17 protein-coding genes are annotated in these 19,755 nt (G+C 33.1%); 12 read left to right on the top strand and 5 right to left on the bottom strand.

What is annotated here, in order from left to right; genetic code table 11:
• Positions 1-26 precede the first annotated feature (26 nt).
• The 11 genes from CW751_RS00100 (at position 27) to CW751_RS00035 (ending at position 14,310) form a co-directional block, all read left to right on the top strand.
• A complete protein-coding gene (locus CW751_RS00100) occupies positions 27-299 on the top strand; it encodes a hypothetical protein (protein ID WP_101332924.1) in 273 nt (90 codons plus the stop codon).
• A 123-nt stretch (positions 300-422) separates the two neighbouring features.
• Positions 423-953, top strand: a complete 531-nt coding sequence (locus CW751_RS00095; RefSeq protein ID WP_101332923.1) for a hypothetical protein — start codon at positions 423-425, stop codon at positions 951-953.
• 83 nt (positions 954-1,036) lie between these two features.
• Complete coding sequence (locus CW751_RS00090) at positions 1,037-1,831, top strand: hypothetical protein (protein WP_133122075.1); 795 nt, start codon at positions 1,037-1,039, stop codon at positions 1,829-1,831.
• 54 nt (positions 1,832-1,885) lie between these two features.
• The gene (locus CW751_RS00085) at positions 1,886-3,463 is read left to right on the top strand and encodes a type I restriction-modification system subunit M (RefSeq protein ID WP_101332921.1); all 1,578 of its coding nucleotides are present in this window, start codon (positions 1,886-1,888) and stop codon (positions 3,461-3,463) included.
• 1 nt (position 3,464) lies between these two features.
• Positions 3,465-4,622 (top strand): restriction endonuclease subunit S, encoded by a 1,158-nt coding sequence (locus tag CW751_RS00080; protein ID WP_101332920.1) that lies wholly within the window; start codon positions 3,465-3,467, stop codon positions 4,620-4,622.
• Positions 4,586-5,941 carry a HEPN domain-containing protein gene (locus CW751_RS00075; RefSeq protein WP_133122074.1) on the top strand — a complete coding sequence of 452 codons (1,356 nt, stop codon included), beginning with the start codon at positions 4,586-4,588 and terminating at the stop codon, positions 5,939-5,941. Before CW751_RS00080 ends, CW751_RS00075 begins: the two co-directional genes overlap by 37 nt.
• A gap of 6 nt (positions 5,942-5,947) precedes the next feature.
• A complete protein-coding gene (locus tag CW751_RS00070) occupies positions 5,948-8,800 on the top strand; it encodes a type I restriction endonuclease subunit R (protein ID WP_101332918.1) in 2,853 nt (950 codons plus the stop codon).
• 50 nt (positions 8,801-8,850) lie between these two features.
• Complete coding sequence (locus CW751_RS00065; RefSeq protein ID WP_101332917.1) at positions 8,851-9,804, top strand: hypothetical protein; 954 nt, start codon at positions 8,851-8,853, stop codon at positions 9,802-9,804.
• 72 nt (positions 9,805-9,876) lie between these two features.
• Positions 9,877-10,764 carry a DUF6602 domain-containing protein gene (locus CW751_RS00060; protein ID WP_101332916.1) on the top strand — a complete coding sequence of 296 codons (888 nt, stop codon included), beginning with the start codon at positions 9,877-9,879 and terminating at the stop codon, positions 10,762-10,764.
• Positions 10,761-11,825: a nucleoid-associated protein gene (locus CW751_RS00055; RefSeq protein WP_101332915.1), complete on the top strand. Its 1,065-nt coding sequence runs from the start codon at positions 10,761-10,763 to the stop codon at positions 11,823-11,825. Before CW751_RS00060 ends, CW751_RS00055 begins: the two co-directional genes overlap by 4 nt.
• A 2,062-nt stretch (positions 11,826-13,887) precedes the next feature.
• Positions 13,888-14,310: a DUF6943 family protein gene (locus CW751_RS00035; RefSeq protein ID WP_101332911.1), complete on the top strand. Its 423-nt coding sequence runs from the start codon at positions 13,888-13,890 to the stop codon at positions 14,308-14,310.
• A 346-nt stretch (positions 14,311-14,656) separates the two neighbouring features.
• Here CW751_RS00035 and CW751_RS00030 read toward each other — a convergent pair whose 3' ends face one another.
• From CW751_RS00030 to CW751_RS00010, 5 genes are all read right to left on the bottom strand, one after another.
• On the bottom strand, positions 14,657-17,305 hold the full coding sequence (locus CW751_RS00030; protein WP_101332910.1) for a tetratricopeptide repeat protein: 2,649 nt from the start codon (positions 17,303-17,305) through the stop codon (positions 14,657-14,659).
• Positions 17,306-17,466: 161 nt separating this feature from the next.
• Entirely contained in the window at positions 17,467-17,652 is a 186-nt protein-coding gene (locus CW751_RS00025; RefSeq protein WP_101332909.1) for a hypothetical protein, read from the bottom strand.
• Between the two features lie 77 nt (positions 17,653-17,729).
• Positions 17,730-17,930: a hypothetical protein gene (locus CW751_RS00020; RefSeq protein WP_101332908.1), complete on the bottom strand. Its 201-nt coding sequence runs from the start codon at positions 17,928-17,930 to the stop codon at positions 17,730-17,732.
• A 53-nt stretch (positions 17,931-17,983) separates the two neighbouring features.
• Positions 17,984-18,247 carry a hypothetical protein gene (locus tag CW751_RS00015; RefSeq protein ID WP_101332907.1) on the bottom strand — a complete coding sequence of 88 codons (264 nt, stop codon included), beginning with the start codon at positions 18,245-18,247 and terminating at the stop codon, positions 17,984-17,986.
• A 12-nt stretch (positions 18,248-18,259) separates the two neighbouring features.
• The gene (locus CW751_RS00010) at positions 18,260-19,009 is read right to left on the bottom strand and encodes a hypothetical protein (RefSeq protein ID WP_101332906.1); all 750 of its coding nucleotides are present in this window, start codon (positions 19,007-19,009) and stop codon (positions 18,260-18,262) included.
• Positions 19,010-19,322: 313 nt separating this feature from the next.
• Here CW751_RS00010 and CW751_RS00005 point away from each other — a divergent pair, with 313 nt between their 5' ends.
• On the top strand, positions 19,323-19,511 hold the full coding sequence (locus CW751_RS00005; protein WP_101332905.1) for a hypothetical protein: 189 nt from the start codon (positions 19,323-19,325) through the stop codon (positions 19,509-19,511).
• The last annotated feature ends 244 nt before the right edge of the window (positions 19,512-19,755 follow it).

Raw genomic sequence — 19,755 nt, 5'->3', positions numbered from 1 at the left:
TGTCTTGAAACAAATACAGTTTAACAATGGCAGAATTTAGTAAGGAATATGCAGACATAGTAGGAGATAAGTTTTACGACTTTTCCTACTCTGAAATCATTGTAGATTTAAAAGAAGGCTATTACATAGCTGAAATTTGTGAAGGTTTAGGAACGCTCGGTGTTGAAAAGGCAAATGGCATCTTCTACTTTATTACATCTGCGGAAGGCGATTTAGTCGAATACTCCACTTTCTTAAATGCGTTTAAATTAACCCATGAAGAAAAAAAGAAACATCGTAAAAAACATAAGAGGGAATGAACGAGCGTTCTATTCCCTCTTAAAATCAACCTAACCTAACCACCTAAATCAATACGAAGATAATATTTTTGCATAAAGAATCAAATTAGTTTAAACTTAAAACACAATCCAATCATTTATAAAATGACAATAACACAAACTCATTGGCGTCATGTAGACTATCGCGCAGATAGTTTAAAACAAATAATCACTGGCCTAAACAACTCGATTGAAACTCTAAAAGCAAGATTAGGAAAGATAGATTGGTACGATGGCTTATGGCTTCTTGAAGATACTGAACCTGTTTTTGGCATGGCATTTATTGCATTTCAAAACTACATTAATGGAAGTATTAAAGACTTGTACGAAAGTTTAGAAGATAAAACCTCTCTTTATAAAATTGGATCAACACCAGGGAGCTTTTCGCGTACTAATACTGAATTGATTATTGGTCTTGCTAACTATATAAAACATAAGGATGATAAAAAACTACATGGTGGTACTCAGAGAATACTTGAGGCATTTGATTTAATAGTGAATGATGATATTGAAGAGTCCCCGATTTTTGAAGGGTTAACAATTCTTGATAAGAAGTGGGATCTGTTTAAAGTTTATGAAATTGTAATTAATTGGAGAAGAGATCTATTTAATCATTACTTGAATGAAATAAAATAAAAATCACTAGGTGTTTATCAAAATGATTACCTTGCCACTAGGTGATGATAAGAAGAAATGAAACCAATTAAAACCAACATCTAATGAAAGAACTATTTAACTCATTCATGCAATCAAGTAAAGAAAGAATTAAGAACCCAATTCTAGGCGCTTTTTTAATATCCTTTATTGTTTTTAACTGGAAACCAATATTTATAGTACTTTTTGCTTCCCAACCAATACAAGAAAAAATAAACCAAGTCGAAGTGAGTTATTCAACTTATCTCACAAATATTTGGCTACCATTAGCTTTTGCTTTATTCTATGTTTTAATCCTACCATACATCATGCTATTATTTGATAAGATGTCAAAAAAAGCACTTGAAGGCAGAAAGAATAATATTTTGAATCAAAAACTTTTCGATTACGAATCGAAGAAACAATTAGCCAAAAAAGAAAGTGAATTAGAAGACGAAAGAGCTGGATTTCGTGATACTGCAAACCTAAATAAAAAGATAGATGTTTTAACAAGACAAATTGAAGAAAGAGACGAAACTATAAACACATTACAAAAGGAGCTAAATATCAAAGCTTATGACAACTCATCACCTAATGATAATACACATTTATCAAAAGAAGAATATGAGTCATTTAAAAAGTCAGACCTATTTCACCATTTTAAAAGTCTTGGTACCGCAATAAGTAAATTTGAAAATGTACCTCGCGATATGGATACAATTACAATCGAAAAATTCAAACACTCGGATATAATTCGTGAAGTCCTAGATGAAAAAAATCAGAAGATTTATTATAAATTCACTAAAAAAGGTATCCTATTTTGGAAAGAATTTGTTTTAAATTCAGATGTTTCTCCATTAGACAATGACCTTCCTTTCTAATCTATCCCACCAACTCCCTTTTTTTCTTATCTTCACACCCCAAACAAATTAACCATGTCAGAAGATCAAAAAAAACAACTAGAACAACAACTCTGGAACATCGCCAACACCCTTCGCGGTAAAATGGACGCTGATGAATTTAGAGACTACATATTAGGCTTCATCTTCTATAAATACCTTGCCGAGAAAATGGACATCTATGCAAATACGATGTTAAAAGAAGGAGGCGACAAACTCAAGTTTGAAGAAATTGACGAATCAACACCAGAAGGAAAAGAATACATAGAAGCAATTAGTCACGAAGCTCTTGAAACTTTAGGCTATTTCCTAAAACCATCAGAACTCTTTAGCCAAATTGCTAAGCGAGGTAATAGCGATGAAGAAGGCGTATCTAACTTTATTATTGAAGACCTTCAGAAAATCTTAACCAATATTCAGTTAAGTACAATGGGTACAGAAAGCGAAGAGGACTTTGATAACCTTTTTGAAGATATGGACCTTAACAGTACCAAATTAGGAAAAACTCCTGAAGCTCGAAACGAAGTGATTTCAAAGGTGCTTTCACATCTAGATAAAATTGATTTTGAATTAGAGTCTACTGATTCTGATATCCTTGGTGATGCTTATGAATATCTGATTGGTCAATTTGCATCAGGTGCAGGAAAAAAAGCAGGTGAATTCTATACTCCACAAGCGGTTAGCTCTGTTCTAGCAAAACTGGTAACAACAGGTAAAACAAGATTGAAGTCAGTTTACGACCCCACTTGTGGTTCTGGATCACTTTTGTTACGAGTGGCTAAAGAGGTTAAACAAGTAAATAACTTCTATGGCCAAGAGTTAAACAGAACAACATACAACCTGGCACGAATGAACATGATCCTGCACGATGTTCATTACCGTAAGTTCGATATAAAACAAGATGATGTTTTAGAACATCCCCAACACATTGATGAACGCTTTGAAGCAATTGTGGCCAATCCTCCTTTTTCAGCAAAATGGAGTGCGAACGCTTTATTTACAAGTGATGATCGTTTTAGTCAATACGGTAAACTCGCTCCTAAATCAAAAGCTGATTACGCTTTTGTTCAACACATGATTCATCATTTAGCTGAAAATGGTACTATGGCTATAGTCTTACCTCATGGGGCGTTGTTCAGAGGTGGTGCTGAAGGCCATATTCGTCAATACCTTATTGAAGACCGCAATTATTTAGATGCTGTTATTGGCTTACCTGCAAACATTTTCTACGGCACAAGTATTCCTACATGTATCATGGTGTTTAAAAAATGTAAAGAGAATCCGGATAACATCCTTTTTATTGATGCCAGCGAACATTACGAAAAGGTGAAAACTCAAAATCAACTTAGGGATAAAGATATTGATAAAATCATTTCTACATATCAAGAGAGAACTGAAATAGATAAATACAGTTATGTTGCTTCATTAGATGAGGTCGCAGAAAACGATTATAATTTAAACATTCCTCGTTATGTAGATACTTTTGAAGAAGAAGACCCAATTGATATTGATGCTGTGGCGGAAGAATTAGTTTTGACTGATAAAGAAATGGAAGCTATTGATAAGGAAATAGCTGGGTTTTGTAATGAACTAGGAATTAAAAGCCCTTTTTAAGATGAAGAAACTTAAAAATCAAAAACCATCAATACGTTTTAAAGAATTCTCCTATAATTGGCCTCAAGTTAGAATGGGGGATATATTAAAAATAGGTTCTGGAAAGGACTATAAACATTTAAATCCTGGTGATATACCAGTTTTTGGGAGTGGTGGTTACATGACAAGTGTTGATGAAGCTATCTATTCAGGTGAGACCGTTTTTATTGGTCGGAAAGGTTCTATAGATAAACCATTTTACTATAATGGTGCTTTTTGGACAGTTGACACTCTGTTCTATACACGTGATTTCAAAAAATGTGTCCCTAAATTCGTTTATTGCCTATTTCAAAATATTAATTGGTACAAGTATAATGCAGCTTCTGGTGTTCCTAGTTTATCAAAAAAAACAATCGAGAGTATAATTATTGATATTCCTTCCCTCCCCGAACAGCAAAAAATAGCATCCTTCCTTACAAAAGTTGATGAAAAAATAGCAAACCTCTCAAAAAAGAAAGAATTACTAGAAGAATACAAAAAAGGTGTAACCCAAAAAATATTTAAACAAGAAATTAGGTTTAAAATTCGAAATGAGGCTGGTGTGCTAGTCGAACCACCAAAATGGCAGAAAAGAAAGTTGGGATCCCTAACATACAAAGTAGGGAAAAAAAACAAAGAGAAAATTTCTTATCCAATTTATTCAATAAATAATCAAGAAGGATTCCTTCCTCAATCTGAACAATTTGAAGGCTTAAATAGTAATGATAGAGGATATGATATTAGCATGTATAAGATCGTTAATGAAAAAACATTTGCTTATAATCCAGCTAGAATAAATGTAGGTTCAATCGGTTATAGTCATGATTTAAATAAGGTGATAATTAGTTCCCTTTATGTATGTTTCAAAACCAATGAAGATCTTGAAGATTTATTTCTATTAGTTTATTTAAACACTAAAAGATTTAATACCGACATTATTAGATATGAAGAGGGAGGCGTGAGGCAATACTTATTTTATGATAATTTCTCTCAAATTGAAATTCCTTTGCCTTGTAAGAACGAACAAAACAAAATAGCAGATTTCTTATCCACTATAGACAAAAAAATATCCGCTGTAGACCAACAGCTTTCTCTAGCTAAAGAATGGAAAAAGGGCTTGCTACAAAAAATGTTTGTGTGATGGAAACTACTCAAAGATATTTTGGTAAATTATTTTTTCCTATTGAAAAAAAGTCAATTGAAAACATTTGGCTAAATATTAACGGAAATAAAATCTTTGTTGAAATTCCAAACCCAGGATCTGTAAGTGAAGACTGGGCTGTTCTACATGGAGAATTTAATAAACTCGGTACAGTATCGTTAATAGATTGTAGTATAGGTGCATCCTCCCATGGCTTTGGTGGCGAAGGTTGTAAACTGAATGTACATAAATTAATTCAAGGAGAAAAGCTATCATTTAATAGACAATGCTTTATATCAACCATAACTTTAACCAGCTCTGCATTGAATCATTGGATTATGGGAATTGAAGGAATTACGCATAAAAAATCTACATTTACAGTCCCTGAATTCAAAACTATTCTTAATGTTTCAACAGCGTATTTTGATCTCGAAATCAAGGTAGGTTATAAAAATTCTTTTTCCTATACCAAAACTTCTTTCGAACGAGATGTTTTTCTATATGCAAGCTTCAATAAACCGCTGAACATATATGATTTTTATGTTTGGAAGAAAAAAATTGAAAAACTAATTGTTTATTTAACTAATGATGATCCAGGAGTGAAAGTTATTGGTTTGAACAGGTCTTTTGAACGTATCTATGGTATTGATTCGAAGTGGGAGTCTCATAACTATAGTCATTCAATTAAGTTCTCTTTTCATGAGATTAGAAGTTACCTTCCAAAAATCATAAAGAGTTGGTTTGATAATAAAAACCTTGATTCTGTAATTGATTTACTACTAGAAAAGAAAGCAATTCCAGCTCTCTCCCCTCAGAAACATTTCTTAAATATGTGTGTTGCATTAGAAAGCTTTCATAAAAACTTTATTGGTAAAAACATACCTTTAATAGATAAAACCACTTTAGATAATAGAGAAAAAATAAAAACATTACTTGATAAGGATAAGGAGCTTTTAAGATGGTTTAGTGAAAAAACAACATTTTGGAAAAACCCAACCCTTATTGACAGAATATACTTCTTCAAAAAAGAACTACAAGATATTAATAAAAATGTTTTCAAGATCCCTATTGAAGACTGGATGAGAATGGTAAAAAACACAAGAGATGACCTTTCTCACGAAGGAAGGTATAATAAATATTTTGAAGATTATTTCACTCTTTTTTTATCGAGCTATGCTCTTGAAATGCTTTTGCAGTATAGAGTGATAATGCTTTTGGGGGTAGATGATAAATTATTAAAAGAGCAATACTTAAAGAATGCAAGTGGAAACATCTCTTTAGTTGCTAGCTTAAATAACTTTAAAGGAATTAAAAAATAATTAACTATGAGCCGACAACCAGAAGCAATACTAGAAGAACAATTAATAGAACAATTAAACCAATTAGGCTATTCTAAAGTTTCCATCCCTGATGAAGCTACACTTTTAAAAAATCTTCAAACTCAATTAGAGAAACACAACAATATCAAGTTTACTCCACGTGAGTTTGATCGTGTAATGAATATCTTAAGTAAAGGTTCTGTTTTTGATAAAGCAAAAACTCTAAGAGAAAAGCAGCACATAATTCGAGACAACGGAGACAACCTATATTTTGAGTTCATTAATACAGATCACTGGTGCCAAAATGAATATCAAGTTACACATCAAGTGGCAATGGAAGGTAGTTATAAAAACCGTTATGATGTAACTTTATTGGTGAATGGTTTACCTTTAGCACAAATAGAATTGAAACGTAGAGGGTTAGAACTAAAAGAAGCTTTCAACCAAATAAATCGCTATCAGCGTCATTCCTTTGGTGCAAATACAGCCCTATTTCAATACGTTCAAATTTTTGTGATTAGTAATGGAGTTAATACAAAGTATTATGCCAATAATCGTCACCAATCATTCAAGCAAACATTCTACTGGTCCGATGTAAATAATAAAAGACTTACAAACATATTAAATGGTTTTACAACGAATTTTTTAGAACCTTGCCATCTTTCTAAAATGATATGTAAGTATGTGGTTTTGAATGAAACTAATAAGGTGTTAATGGTGTTGCGTCCATATCAATACTATGCTGTAGAAGCAATAGTTGATAAAGTCAAAAACAGCACAAACGGTGGTTATATTTGGCACACAACAGGTTCAGGAAAAACACTAACTTCATTTAAAGCAAGTCAGATAATAATGAACCTTCCACAAGTAAAAAAGGTGGTTTTCGTTGTGGATAGAAAAGATTTAGATTACCAAACAACCAAAGAATTTAACAGTTTTAGCAAAGGTAGTATTGATGGAACAGACAACACAAAAGCTCTTGTAAAACAGTTTTCAGACGATACAAAATTAATCGTTACAACCATTCAAAAGTTAAATACTGCAATTAGCAAGAAACGGTATTTAAACAAAATGGAAAAGCTACAAGACGAAAGAATTGTTTTCATTTTTGATGAGTGCCACAGATCTCAATTTGGCGATACCCACAACAGAATAAAAGCGTTCTTTAGAAACATACAAATGTTTGGGTTTACTGGTACACCAATTTTAGCTGAAAATGCTATAAAAAATGAATTAGGTAAAAGAACAACGCAAGAACTTTTTGGCAAAGCATTGCATAAATACGTAATTACGGATGCGATAAAAGATGGCAATGTTTTAAAATTCGCAGTTGAGTACGTAGGAAAATATAAGAGAAAGGAATCAGCAACAGAAATAGACATTGAAGTAGAAGATATCGACACGAAAGAATTGATGGATTCTCCAAGTCGATTAAATAAAATTGTTGATTACATCATTGCAAATCACAATCGTAAAACACACAATAAGCAGTTTACAGCAATGTTCTGTACAAGTAGTGTCGCTTCATTGATTAAGTATTATGATCTATTTCAGAAAAAGAAAGAAGCTGGTGAGCACGATTTAAAAGTAGCAACAATCTTTAGTTATGTCGCAAATGAAGATGATGCAGATGCAAACGGTTTCATTCCGGAAGAAAACTCTGGAGATGATATTGATTCTAATATAAACTCCTTAACAGTCCACACAAGAGAAAAACTTGATCAATACATAGATGATTACAACACTATGTTTGGAACAAAGTTTTCAACCAAAGACAGCACTTCTTTTTACAATTATTACAATGATATTTCAAAAAAAGTAAAAGCGCGTAAAATTGACATTCTTCTAGTGGTAAATATGTTTTTAACTGGTTTCGATAGTAAACCGCTAAACACACTATATGTTGACAAAAACTTGAAATACCACGGCTTAATTCAAGCTTATTCACGTACAAACAGAATCTTAAACGAACAAAAATCTCAAGGTAACATAGTTGTATTTAGAAACTTAAAACCAGTAACAGACGAAGCGATTACTTTATTCAGTAACAAAGACGCTATTGCTGAAATAATAATGGAACCCTATGAAGATTATGTTCAAAAATTCAATACTGCGTATATAGAGTTATTAAAAATCGTTCCAACAGTCAACAGCGTTAATGATTTAGTGAGTGAAGAAGACGAATTAAAGTTCATCAAAGCTTTTAGAGTTTTAATGCGCTTAAAGAATACTATTTCAACTTTTTCAGACTTCAACTGGAATGATCTAGCAATGTCCGAACAATCTTTTGAAGACTATAAAAGTAAATACCTCGACCTACACTTTAAAGTAAAAGGAGACAACCAAAAAGAGAAAGTATCAATTCTAGACGATGTAGATTTTGAATTAGAATTAATCCGTAAAGATGAAATAAACGTTTCCTACATTCTTAAGCTATTAGCAGAATTAAAAGAAACAAACGAAGGCGAGAAAGAAGGGAAAGAGAAAGAAATAGTAGACCTTATAGCAGGAGAAACAAACCTAAGAAGCAAACGAACACTTATAGAAAAGTTCATCAGAGAGAACCTTCCAAATATTGAAGAAACTGAAAACATCCCAACCGAATTCGACAAATTCTGGGGCGAAGAAGAAAAGAAAGCCTTCAACAAATTAACCAAAGAAGAAAACCTCTCACCCGAAGCCACTCAAAAGTTAATAGAACGCTACCTCTACGCCGAAAGAGAACCATTAAGAGACGACGTCCTCGCATTAATCCAAGGCGAAAAACCCAGCGTCCTACACCGCAGAAAAGTAGGCGACAAAATCCTATCCAAGATAATAGGCTTCGTTGAGACTTTTATAAATGGCCTGAGTGGTTGAATAAAAAAAGCAAAGTACGTAACCAATTCTAACCTTATAATACTAAAAAAATGTATAAAGCAAAAAACAAAAAAACCAATGAAGTAATTGAAGCGGATGAATTAAAAGTTATTAATAATGTTAGCAGCATTGATTTTGTATGCGTTGATGATAAATGTGCCATTCCTCTTATAGCATGTTCATTTCAAGAAACAAACAAGAAACGTCCATACTTTAAAAAACACAGTAATCAAGAACATACAGATAGTTGCTCGTATAGTGAATACTTGAAGTTATTGGAAGTTGGTAAAACAAGAAGATTAACTGATTTAGAATTTGAAAAGTTAGATTATCCATCTAAACTAGTCTTCTCATTACCAAAAGTAAAAGATACTCTTACATTAACCTCAGAGTTACTTCCTGATTCAAACTCAACAGCAAAAAAGACCATTTCAAATGGTGAATTCGCTGAAGTTGCAAATGCAAATCGAAGGGTTACTTCAATAAGCCAAATAGTAGACTTTTATTTAAGCTGTCCATTCAATAGAGATGTGGAGCTAGACTTGTTAGGAGTTAAAATGTCATATAAATTCCATTTTAAAAGAATCTATGGTGAAAACACAGGTGCTTATATTGATAATAAAATATTCTATGGTAGGGTTTCTTTAAACTCTATTGATTCTGAAGTAAGTGACGAGAATTACCTATATCTTAAATTATTTGAATGTGAAGATTGGGAACGAAATAATAGTCTAACATCTAATAATAAACAAATCAACCCTTATTTTCTAAAAATCAATAAAGAAGAGATTTCAAAATATAAAATTAATAGAATACTTAAAGAGAAAGAAACTGTTTCTAACTTATCGAAAAACGACTATAGAATTAATAAAAAACATGGCAGAGAAGCCTGGGTGTTTTTTATAGGTAGAAAACCATCTTTGAAAAATCTATATGAATTTGAAGTTGTAAATGGTTTTATTACATTTAGATATACAATTGTTCAGCCAATTAAAGCTGATTAAAGTTTAAAGAATGAGTAATATAAATCCATTAATAATCTAGATCTATATAAGATTATCTTATTTTTGAATTATATGCAAAATGGCAAAGAAAATATAGAAATTAAAGAATTTTCAAAATTACCGATTGCGGATTTTTTAGAATCTGATGTAATTGCAATAAAAACAGCATCTAAATTATCAAACTTAATTAGAATTGGCCAAAAAAACATACGATCAGCAGGTGATGAGGTTGAAATAGAACTTAGGAAATTCTACTCGAGAAAACTAGGTAATAATTATAAAGTCTCTCACGGTCATTTTGTAGATAAACAATTAAAAGTTTCTCCTCAATTTGATTTGCTTATCTCAGATGCTTCTCACATACAAAACCTTTTTAAACTAAGTGATAGTTCAGAAGTTTTCCCTTATGAATCAATCTATTGTGTAGGTGAAGTCAAAAACTCTTTTTATAAATCAGATTTAATTAATACTTTTTCTAATAACATATTAAATTTAAAAAAACAATTATCTCGTGAAAAAATGTCTCCTAATACTTTAGCTATAAATAATTACGCACTAACTGTAAATGATACTCTATCGTCAAATGATTATTTGAATCCTTTGTTTTCATTTATGTTTTTTATCCATTCTAAAAAAAACAACTTATTAAAAGCACTTTCTGATTCCGTAAAAGACAATGTCGCTTTGCCAAATTTCATTCTCTTTCTTGACAGGGGTATTTTAGTAAATATAGATTCAGATGCCTATAATAAATCTATAATTAAAGTGAACTTATACCCTGAGTTTACAAAGAATGGTAAATGGGTTCTACTTACAGACTCAAATCCCAGTAAACTTCTTTCATATCATTATTTACTTATTCTATCACATCTTGAAAATACGATGTTATTTCAACCCAAAGTTTCAGAATATAATGCTAATCTGCATGTCTTTGACATAAATCAATATAAAGAATTATGAATATTACTAAAAAAGAAATTAAATCATTTAATCACCTAATTTGTCACAGGGTCTTTCCTAAATCAGAAACACAAGATGCATATCCTGAATTTAATGAAAATATACTAAGATTAAACAGTGATGATAGTCAGGTATTAAAAGATAGATTGCATAAAGCTATGCAAAATCATAAAAAATGTTTTGAGTTAAACTTTTCAAATAAAAATACAGATAGTGTCTATTCCTTATTACACGATAATTATCCTGTAGAAAAACATGATTTTATTGAAGTTTCTAAAGAATTAACAGACCAGCTTGCAACATCACATTTCAGGAGGAGGATACCTGGTGGTTTTTGTTTAATTGGTGATTGTAAATTAGTATCAGGTGAAAAAATGTTTTTTATTATAAAAGCAGAGTTACAGGAAGTTTTTAACATTGCCAATAAAAAACTAAACGTAATAAAAGATGTGTTTCTATCACCTGCCAAAGATTTTTATAAAGTAGGTTTGTTTATAGGGACTTCTAACTTTACACCTTTTATATATGATGATCAATATACCTCGCAAAAATTGGATTTAACAGAATATTTTTACTCTCATTTTCTCGGGTTATCTACAAATGAAAACGATGCCCTTTTAAGCAAAAACTTCTTTAAAAGTACCAAAAGATTTATAGATGAATATCCAGACATCGATCAAAAAGATCGCACTGGGCTTTACGGTGCATTAACCACGACATTTAGAGAAAAAGTAGATGGTTTAATTTCATTACAAGCCTTTGCTGACAATTATTTAACAGGCGCTATTAAAGATAAGTATCTTCAAGAGTTTGGTGAAAAATTCCCAATTGCTTTTACCAAAAACATCTCTCTAATAGAACGGAATGTAGATTTAGAACGGATTTCGTTAAAAATAAATGATTCGACTTATATTAATGGTAAAAGATCAGAAATGGATAGGATAGAAATAATTGAAAAGAAAGACATTATAAATTCATCCTCCGATAATAATTCAATTATTATAAATACGGGTAGAAAGCTTGACAAAGTTGTTCTTATTACATCGCAAAATGAACAATAGCATATTAAATCTATACCACATTTCTTAGGCCACTCCCTTCTCTAGTCTTATAACCCTGTGCCAACATATACAGAATACCCTGTTATTTATATTGCTAACTTACAAGCTTTTAAAATGCGCCTAATCCGTCTCCACTCCTAGTTTTCTCCTGTTTTTGCTACGGCTACAACACTATTACAAGAGCATTCCAAGGTCGCTTTGTAATAGTGTGTTCCTGTGCAAAACAGTTCAAAAAGCTATCCGTTTCCCACGGGGCGTGGCGTAATTCTTTCAATTTAAAGATTACTCCTTAATAAATCACCTCTCCGTTCCAACGCCCCACGTCTAAACATTTGCCTAAATCTAAAGTGACCTCTTCGCAACCATCAGCTGACAATTTTTTGGTTCTTGCTTCGCATAAATTGGTTCCCTCTGACGTTTGTATGGAACAGGAAATAAGGTCTTCAGTCATCACCACCTCCCTGCTCAAAAAATATAAAAACAAGCCTATACAAAGCTCCGTTGCACTACGGGCTTGTTTTTACCGTTCCATTGTGTCGTGCTCGGAAACTCCGCGCGCCACATTCCACTTATTTTTCTCACGTGGGTGTCTCCTCCTTCAGTTGCTGCTACTCTGCCACCCCAAACCCCTTAAAGGTGAGGTAGCGTTCTCGTTCCTCATCCTCTCCCTCTCCCTATAAATGGGGTGTCACCGCAGCGTCGTGTTTGGCTCGCCTGCTACGTCACTCAGGCTTCGGGGCGGTTCCAGTTTTTGGCATAACCCTAAGAGGTGCTAGCTGCCCGAAAAAGGTCAGCAAGCACTTAAACTCTACGTTCCAATTAACATTAAAGAAGTCAAGCGTGAGCTTATTTTTTTGTCTCCATTGCATTGCATCAAAAAAAACACCCACCCTTGTAAAACATTACCCCTTCGAATCCAAAAAACTGGAAACGCCCCTCGTGTGCTAAGGCACAGAGGTTGCAACCTGTCTGCTTCCCAGCCACTTGTTGCGCCCCCCTTCGTTCCACTCGCAGACGGCTCGCGTTCTCCGTGTCTAGCTTTATCCTAAAATAAAACATATTCCCTCCGTACTTAGTCTGATTGAATAGCTGAAGGCTCCATTTCCTGTTCAATTGTTAAATACATTGGCTCTAAATGAATAGTGTCCAAAATTGCTCCGGTTTGAAGATTTACATAAATAAGACACTTTGCAAAATCGTTAAAACAATATTAAAAGTTCCAGGCTATAATTATCCAGTTGAATAGCATCTAGCATGGAAATACCAGCCTCCCTTTGGTCAGCAGGTATTTTTTTAAAATTACTGTCCCATCTAATATTCTCGAAGTCAAGAGTGCTTTTTTCATATACACTATTACTCTTTGCCTTGCATCGAAAATATTCCCTTTCACCATAGTTAAACCAGTAAACAATCAAAAAGCACACTTGAAAAACTTTCTTCCTTCGAACTGACTAACATTTTTGCAAGGAGGTATCAGCTGCCTGAAAAAAGGCAGCAAATACTTAAAGCTTTTCTTGCTAAACTACGTTGGTAGGAAGTCAAGAGTAGCTGTTTTCTTTTATCAATAACTATTCTCTTGGCTCACTCATGCTTACCATAATCTTATGTGTTATGCTATAATTTTGAAACACCTACACTTGAACCAAAAGTTCTCCCTTCGTTTTATCATTATAGCAATCTCTACAGTTATACCTTCGATTCAACGTTTTATTGACTAGGCTTTTCCTATGGATTAAAAATAAAAAAATAAAAGCAAAAATAGGGCTGTGCACAGCTTTATAAAGGTCGAGCCCTTCGGGTTTTGCAATAATAATTTTGGTTATCTTTTTTCAACTTAAATCTCCTTGACTCTAAAATTTGCCATCCATTCCTTTGTTCACTCATGGAGTCAAATTTTTTATTGTCAAAAACCTTGACAAAGCTGCTACTTAGCCCTAAAAAATGAGCTTTCTTTTTTCCTTTTTTTTCGGCCTTTTTTGGTCGTTTTCTTTGGTTTTTTCTTTTGGAATTCATGGCGGAGCGTAGCGACGATGAACAAGACTTAATTTTTAAAACCTAAATTATGTCTAATTTCAAATTGATTACTTACCGCCCAGAAGGCGTGTATAAAGGCCCGCACTTCTTTATCCTTAACAAAGGATTAAACAGTGGAAAACCACTCAAAAAACCTTGCCCGAATTGCTTTGTGATGATGTGCAACAATGAAAACGAAAAAGAAAGTCTGTACTGGATTGTTTATTCCTTACACCAAGGCAAACGATTTAAAATTGCTTTAGTAGGATCAGTGATTCCCTTCATTCGGAAAAATGACCTCATCAAAATAATCACTGAAGCACACAGCGCCACTTTTCACAAACCCGAAGCAATCAAGAAGACAGTTTCATCGCTTTTGCAATTGGAGCAGCAGGAAGAGAACTACAAGCGAATCCAGAACACACTCAAGCAATTAAGACAAGTTCTCGTTCACCAATTAATCAAATCGTAATTATTAACCAGTTCGGCAGCCTTTTCAGATGAGGTTGCCGAACATAAATTTAAATATCATGTATCACGTAAATTCCGCAGTCATTAAAAGTATTCTTAAATCAATGCCCAGGAAAGAAATTCCTGCAGAAATGGAAAAACTCAAACGGAAGATTGTTGAAACTCCTCCAGGGACCGAAAGAAGTAAATATATCAGGCTTTACCTATTTTGTCAAAAACTGACCTCCTAGCGATAGCTGAAAGCCAAATAACACAAACGGAGTGTTTTGTGGCCCGTTGTGGTTCATTTGTTTCTCTCAGCAGCTCGCTTCGGTGGGCTGTTTTAAAAACACTTTTGTCCAAACAGCTTAATATAATTTTATTACTTTAGCACATTCCCCCTTATTATTTGTTCCCTTTTCAAAAGAAACAAGTTGCCCATTTTTTAATTTTTTCCAGTCGCTCCAATTAGCAACATCAATAAAATCATACCTGTGAGCAAAGTACGAATCTTCATCTACTTGAATAAATGCATAATTGTCTTTGGTATTATTAGTCCTTATAATATTCCCTACGAGCTTTTGCTCTGAAGAATTAAAATCTATTAATTCATTTAAAGAATTGTCTTCGAATTTATCACAAAATGATCTTATTATCTTCTCTTTTAAATCAACTGTCAAATTTATGTACTTATCATTATTCACTATCATAAGTTTTAAAAATTCATTTAATTCATCGGTTTTTATAATAGGAAGAAATCTAATTAAAGTTAAAATACCAACACTAAAATTTTTTGCCATTTTGTAATCAACAATTTTCTCATCTGCACAATGTTCGAATAATTCAAATGCTTTCTTAAAGTGACTTACCCCGTTGTCAATATCTGTTTGGATTGTTAATAAGCTTTTACCTATTTCGGAATAGTAAGAAATTAATTCAGTATATGCTATTCTAAGATTTTTAGGATCAAGATCGACGTTTTCTTTCAAGTCATTAACTACCTGTATTGCTTTATTGTATTCTTGTGCATAATTAAAACAACGTGCAATGAGGAAAGCAGTGTAAGGGTGATTTGGCTTTTGTTTATAAACTTGTTTAGCATATACTAATGCTCCATCAATATCTTCAAGTTTAAACATGAGAAACTGAGCATAATAATATAATAACCTTGGATTTTCGGGGGCTATTTCTAATCCAAGTTGATAATCTTCTTCTGCACTCAATAAATCTCCTTGAGTTGCTTTAATAAAAGCACCGACTCTATATACCTCAAAATAATTTGGATCAATATTTTTCGCTTCATGAACTTTACTTAATGCTTGTTCAAAATCTCCTTTTTTCGAACAAATTAATGCTTCTTGTAAAAACTTTGCACTAATCATTTGGTTTTGATTGTCGTAAACTAATGCATTCAACGAAAAAATATTATATCTCTTAACCTTATCTATTTGTCTTATACCGACATTAAGCTCTTTAGATTTTTTAATATTTGCTTTAATATATGAATGGTCTATTGGATACTTCTTTGATAAAAAGTCTTTTGCAAAATCAGAGATAAAGTAAATTACTTCTTCATAGTTATTTCCATCCTCAATTTGTCTAGAAATGAGTGTGGTTTTAAAAAGTTCAATAAGATGTTTTCTAACTTGCAGAGGCTCGTATTCTGAAAGATAAATAATTTCAGCATTAGTAATTTTCTTTCGGGCAGCCCTTATAGTGTTAAGTACCGAAATAGCTCCTTTAGAAAGCTTCTCGTAAACATTTGTTAAACAAAAATCCAAAAGGTCTCCTTTATTATTGATTACTTCATGAGGTGTGATTCCTGTCTCAACAGTACTGACAAACCATTTAATTGCCAATGGATTAAAATATAACTTGCTAGAAATATCTACCAATGTACTTTGGGGAAGCTTAAGAAGTGTTTCACTGTTTCGAATTCTTGCTATTTCTCGAATAAGTTTAGCTGACTCAGCTTCAGAAAGACCTTTCAGTTTTCGAGGGTACTCTAGCTCTCCTAAACCTATACGGGAAGTTATTAAAATATTACATTTTGTCTGTGCCTCTCGAATGAAACTACGAACTTCTTCACTCTGAATTGTTTCTAGATTATCTATAATTAGCAATGTTTTAAAGTAATCTAAATAATCAAGAATTTCCTCAAGTTTATTTGAACCACCTATAGTTTCTCCAATTTCAGAAATTAAACCCGAATAATCAGTAATTGTAGTATAAATGTCTTCAATACCTTTTGAAGTCAACATTGTTGTTTTGGCTGAAGTCCAAATTATTAATTCAAATGGACAGGATTCATTCATATCAACAATATCGTAAGCTACTTTTATAGCTAATGCAGTTTTCCCAATACCACCATCTCCTAAAACCGACACCACCTTATTTGTTAAAATAAGTTTAGTTAATGCTTCTACATCTTGACTTCTTCCAATAAAACCTGTTTCATCAAAATCAGCTACTGGGAGGTTATGACTAACTTTAGAAATCTCTTCTTCAAAATGATTTGTTGGAAATTTTAAGGTTAATACGTAGGAAGGATCCTTTTCTATTTTATCTCTAGTATCTATTGTTATAGACCATTCAATTGGGTCAGACTTTTTTAAAGTTGAAACAAAATCATAAGTAAAAGAAAAGTCACCACCGAGTAATGGACGAGTGTGCATGACTCTATTTCTAATGGGAGTTAAATCATTAAGTTTATTAAAATTTGACTTTAAATAATTAGCTGTTTCCTTTTTTAAAAACTCCTTGTTCTTGTTGAGTATTGTAAAAGTATCATGAAAGTCTAAAAACTCAATGACTTCATCTATGTTTTCAAGGTAATCTACACCTGGATTATCTTTTTCAAACCTCTCCACAACCCTCTTCTCTAAATCTTTATCTTTAAAGAAAGCTATGTTTTCAAAATATGGAGTTATATTCTTTTTTATAGAATTCTTTAAATCTATTTCAACCCCATATATAAGAGCAGCTAATGTTAATCTAGTTTCTGTGGTTTTTGACATATTTTATTTTTAGCTATAAAATAAAGGCAATGCTTCTTACGCTTTATGCTTTTTAAAGGGAGTATTCAAAAAGCTTCATGTGTATGTAAGTGTTATTGACTGAGTTTTATTATTAATACTTTCACAATATACTACTTATTAAAATAATGGATGATATAACCTCATGTTTTCCTCCATCTCCCCCAAATCCACTTCAACCCTCTACTCACCAAAAAACTAACCACAGCCCCAATGGTAGCCATAATTACCGTCTTAATAATATCTCCAGCATCAAACATAGCCACGACGCTCAATATCGTTCCGGATACCGTTCCTATGATTGTTGTATTGTCATTTGTATATTCCATAATTTCTAATTTTTATAATTAAAAAAGCCACCAGGCATTACTGCTTGGTGGCTCATAATTTTGATTTTACCTAACGACTAATCGCAAACTTCCACGCAAGTTTTCTCAGTCAACCGAATAGAAATCTTAATGATCTCTGAGTCTTCGGTTACGTCTTTACTCGAATCAACATCAACCATATTCACGGAATTTGCTAATTCTGTTCCTGCTTTGAATTTTGGTCGTCTCTTTGAAACGTTTACCAACATTTCTTCATTTAAACACTTTTCTTCAGACATAATTCTAAATTTTGTGGTCCGCTTTAAATTTTGAAGCAGACCGATTAAACATTCTACTTTTTTTTAGGTGCCTCCAGATCACATTCATTTTCACTCACTGCAGTTTGACTTACCGCTGTGATTACTGTTCCGCCAAGTAGCACATAGCCACCTATCGTTACAGCAATCGCGGGAAGTGCAATTGGTGCGGCAACAATCGATGTTCCGATTGCGGCCAATACCAATCCTGCTGTGCGTAATTTCTTGAAAAACGGAGGAGTTTCCTTTTTGCATCGCTTTCCTGCGGATGCTAACTTGTCTTGCTTTCTCTTTTCCATGATCAATAGATTTTAAACAACGTCCACGATGTTCAGAGCATTGTAGCCTCCATCGTTTAAGCTGTATTGTGTACCATTAACTTCTTGGAAAAACTCTACAAGTAAGATGAACACATCTGTTCCTGTTCCTCCTGGTGCTGCAGGAGGTGTTGCGGTAACAGTTGTTTGTGTACTATCTATGGGTAGATTTACTGCTGGTGAGATAGATAAATCAGATACACCATCTGCAAAATTCACTTTTCCCCATGCTGCTGTAAAAGAAACATGTGTAGAATTTGGCGGAGCTGCGATATGATTTATCGGTACCAAATCAACAATTTCTATTTCTCCATTTGATGTGTCCAGTGTGTAAGGACGATACAAAATCGCATTCAACATTGAACGAACGTTGAAGTTAAATCCTTTCAACATGTCCTTTGCTGGCTGGTTCTGAATCGCTACACCAACTGAACGCTTTCCACGATCACTCGTGGTATCCAGTTTTCTAATCTGGGACATCAATCGTGTCAATCTAGAAGTAATTCGATTATCTGCAGCACGCATCATGAGTGGACGGAAAGCATCTCTCAAAGTCTTCCCTGACGTTGCAGCCAACCCGAACTCACTTCCGTTCTCTCGTGTTCTTGCAAACGCAGGATCCTTTTTGATGCGCTCTCCATCAATACCACCTTTCTCACGTGCCAAATAACCATCCTTCGTCTTGTAGAAAGATAAATCTCCAATCTTACCCGTAAGCTTGATTATTCCTTTTTGTCTTGCCATGATTACTTAATATTAGTTTTGACAATATCCTGCTGAGACCTTCCCAGCATTCCTCAAATTTCGTCGCGACATGAAATCGATACATCAAAACTAGGGGAGAAGTAGGCTACTCAAAAGGGTTTACTTCCGTTCAATAATCTTTGTGCTGTTTTGCCGTGTTTTTGCCTTTTTAATATCCTTTATTTTCCTATAATTTTGTAATTGAGGTAGAAAACACCCATAATAACCCCATGTCAAGAGCATAGCTCATGTATGGATAGTGTATGGATAGTGTATGGCTAAAATCAAATAAGACTAAAAAACATCAAGAATAATGAAGCGTATCGTTCTACATACAAAAGACGTCATGATCATCACTGGAAAGTCTGAACGATATTCTCGAGAGCTTATCAAAAAAATGAAGGATCACTACCTCAAAAAATCACATCAATATGTTTCAATAAAAGAGTGCGCAGAATACCTTGGTTTAAAATACGATGAGGTGGAAAAAGTACTATTCTAAATAGCATAATATTTAGTGCTATTTATTGTTATATGAATATGAAAATGAGTATCTTTATAATCTCAATCGTTCTTTAAATGATGTCAAATTGAACTATTTATTTTGTCACCCAGTTTGTCACCAGATTTTAGAAAGTTATTGAAAGTATTGATATTACTATCGTGTAGAGGTTAGCATAACTCCCTAGTGGGACAACTAAAAGCCTCTCATTCGAGAGGCTTTTTTCATTAAATACCACCAAATA

Source organism: Brumimicrobium salinarum, from assembly GCF_002844555.1.
GTDB lineage: Bacteria > Bacteroidota > Bacteroidia > Flavobacteriales_D > Crocinitomicaceae > Brumimicrobium > Brumimicrobium salinarum.
The sequence above is the reverse complement of the archived record's forward strand: the minus strand, read 5'-3'. Positions and strand labels throughout refer to the sequence as shown.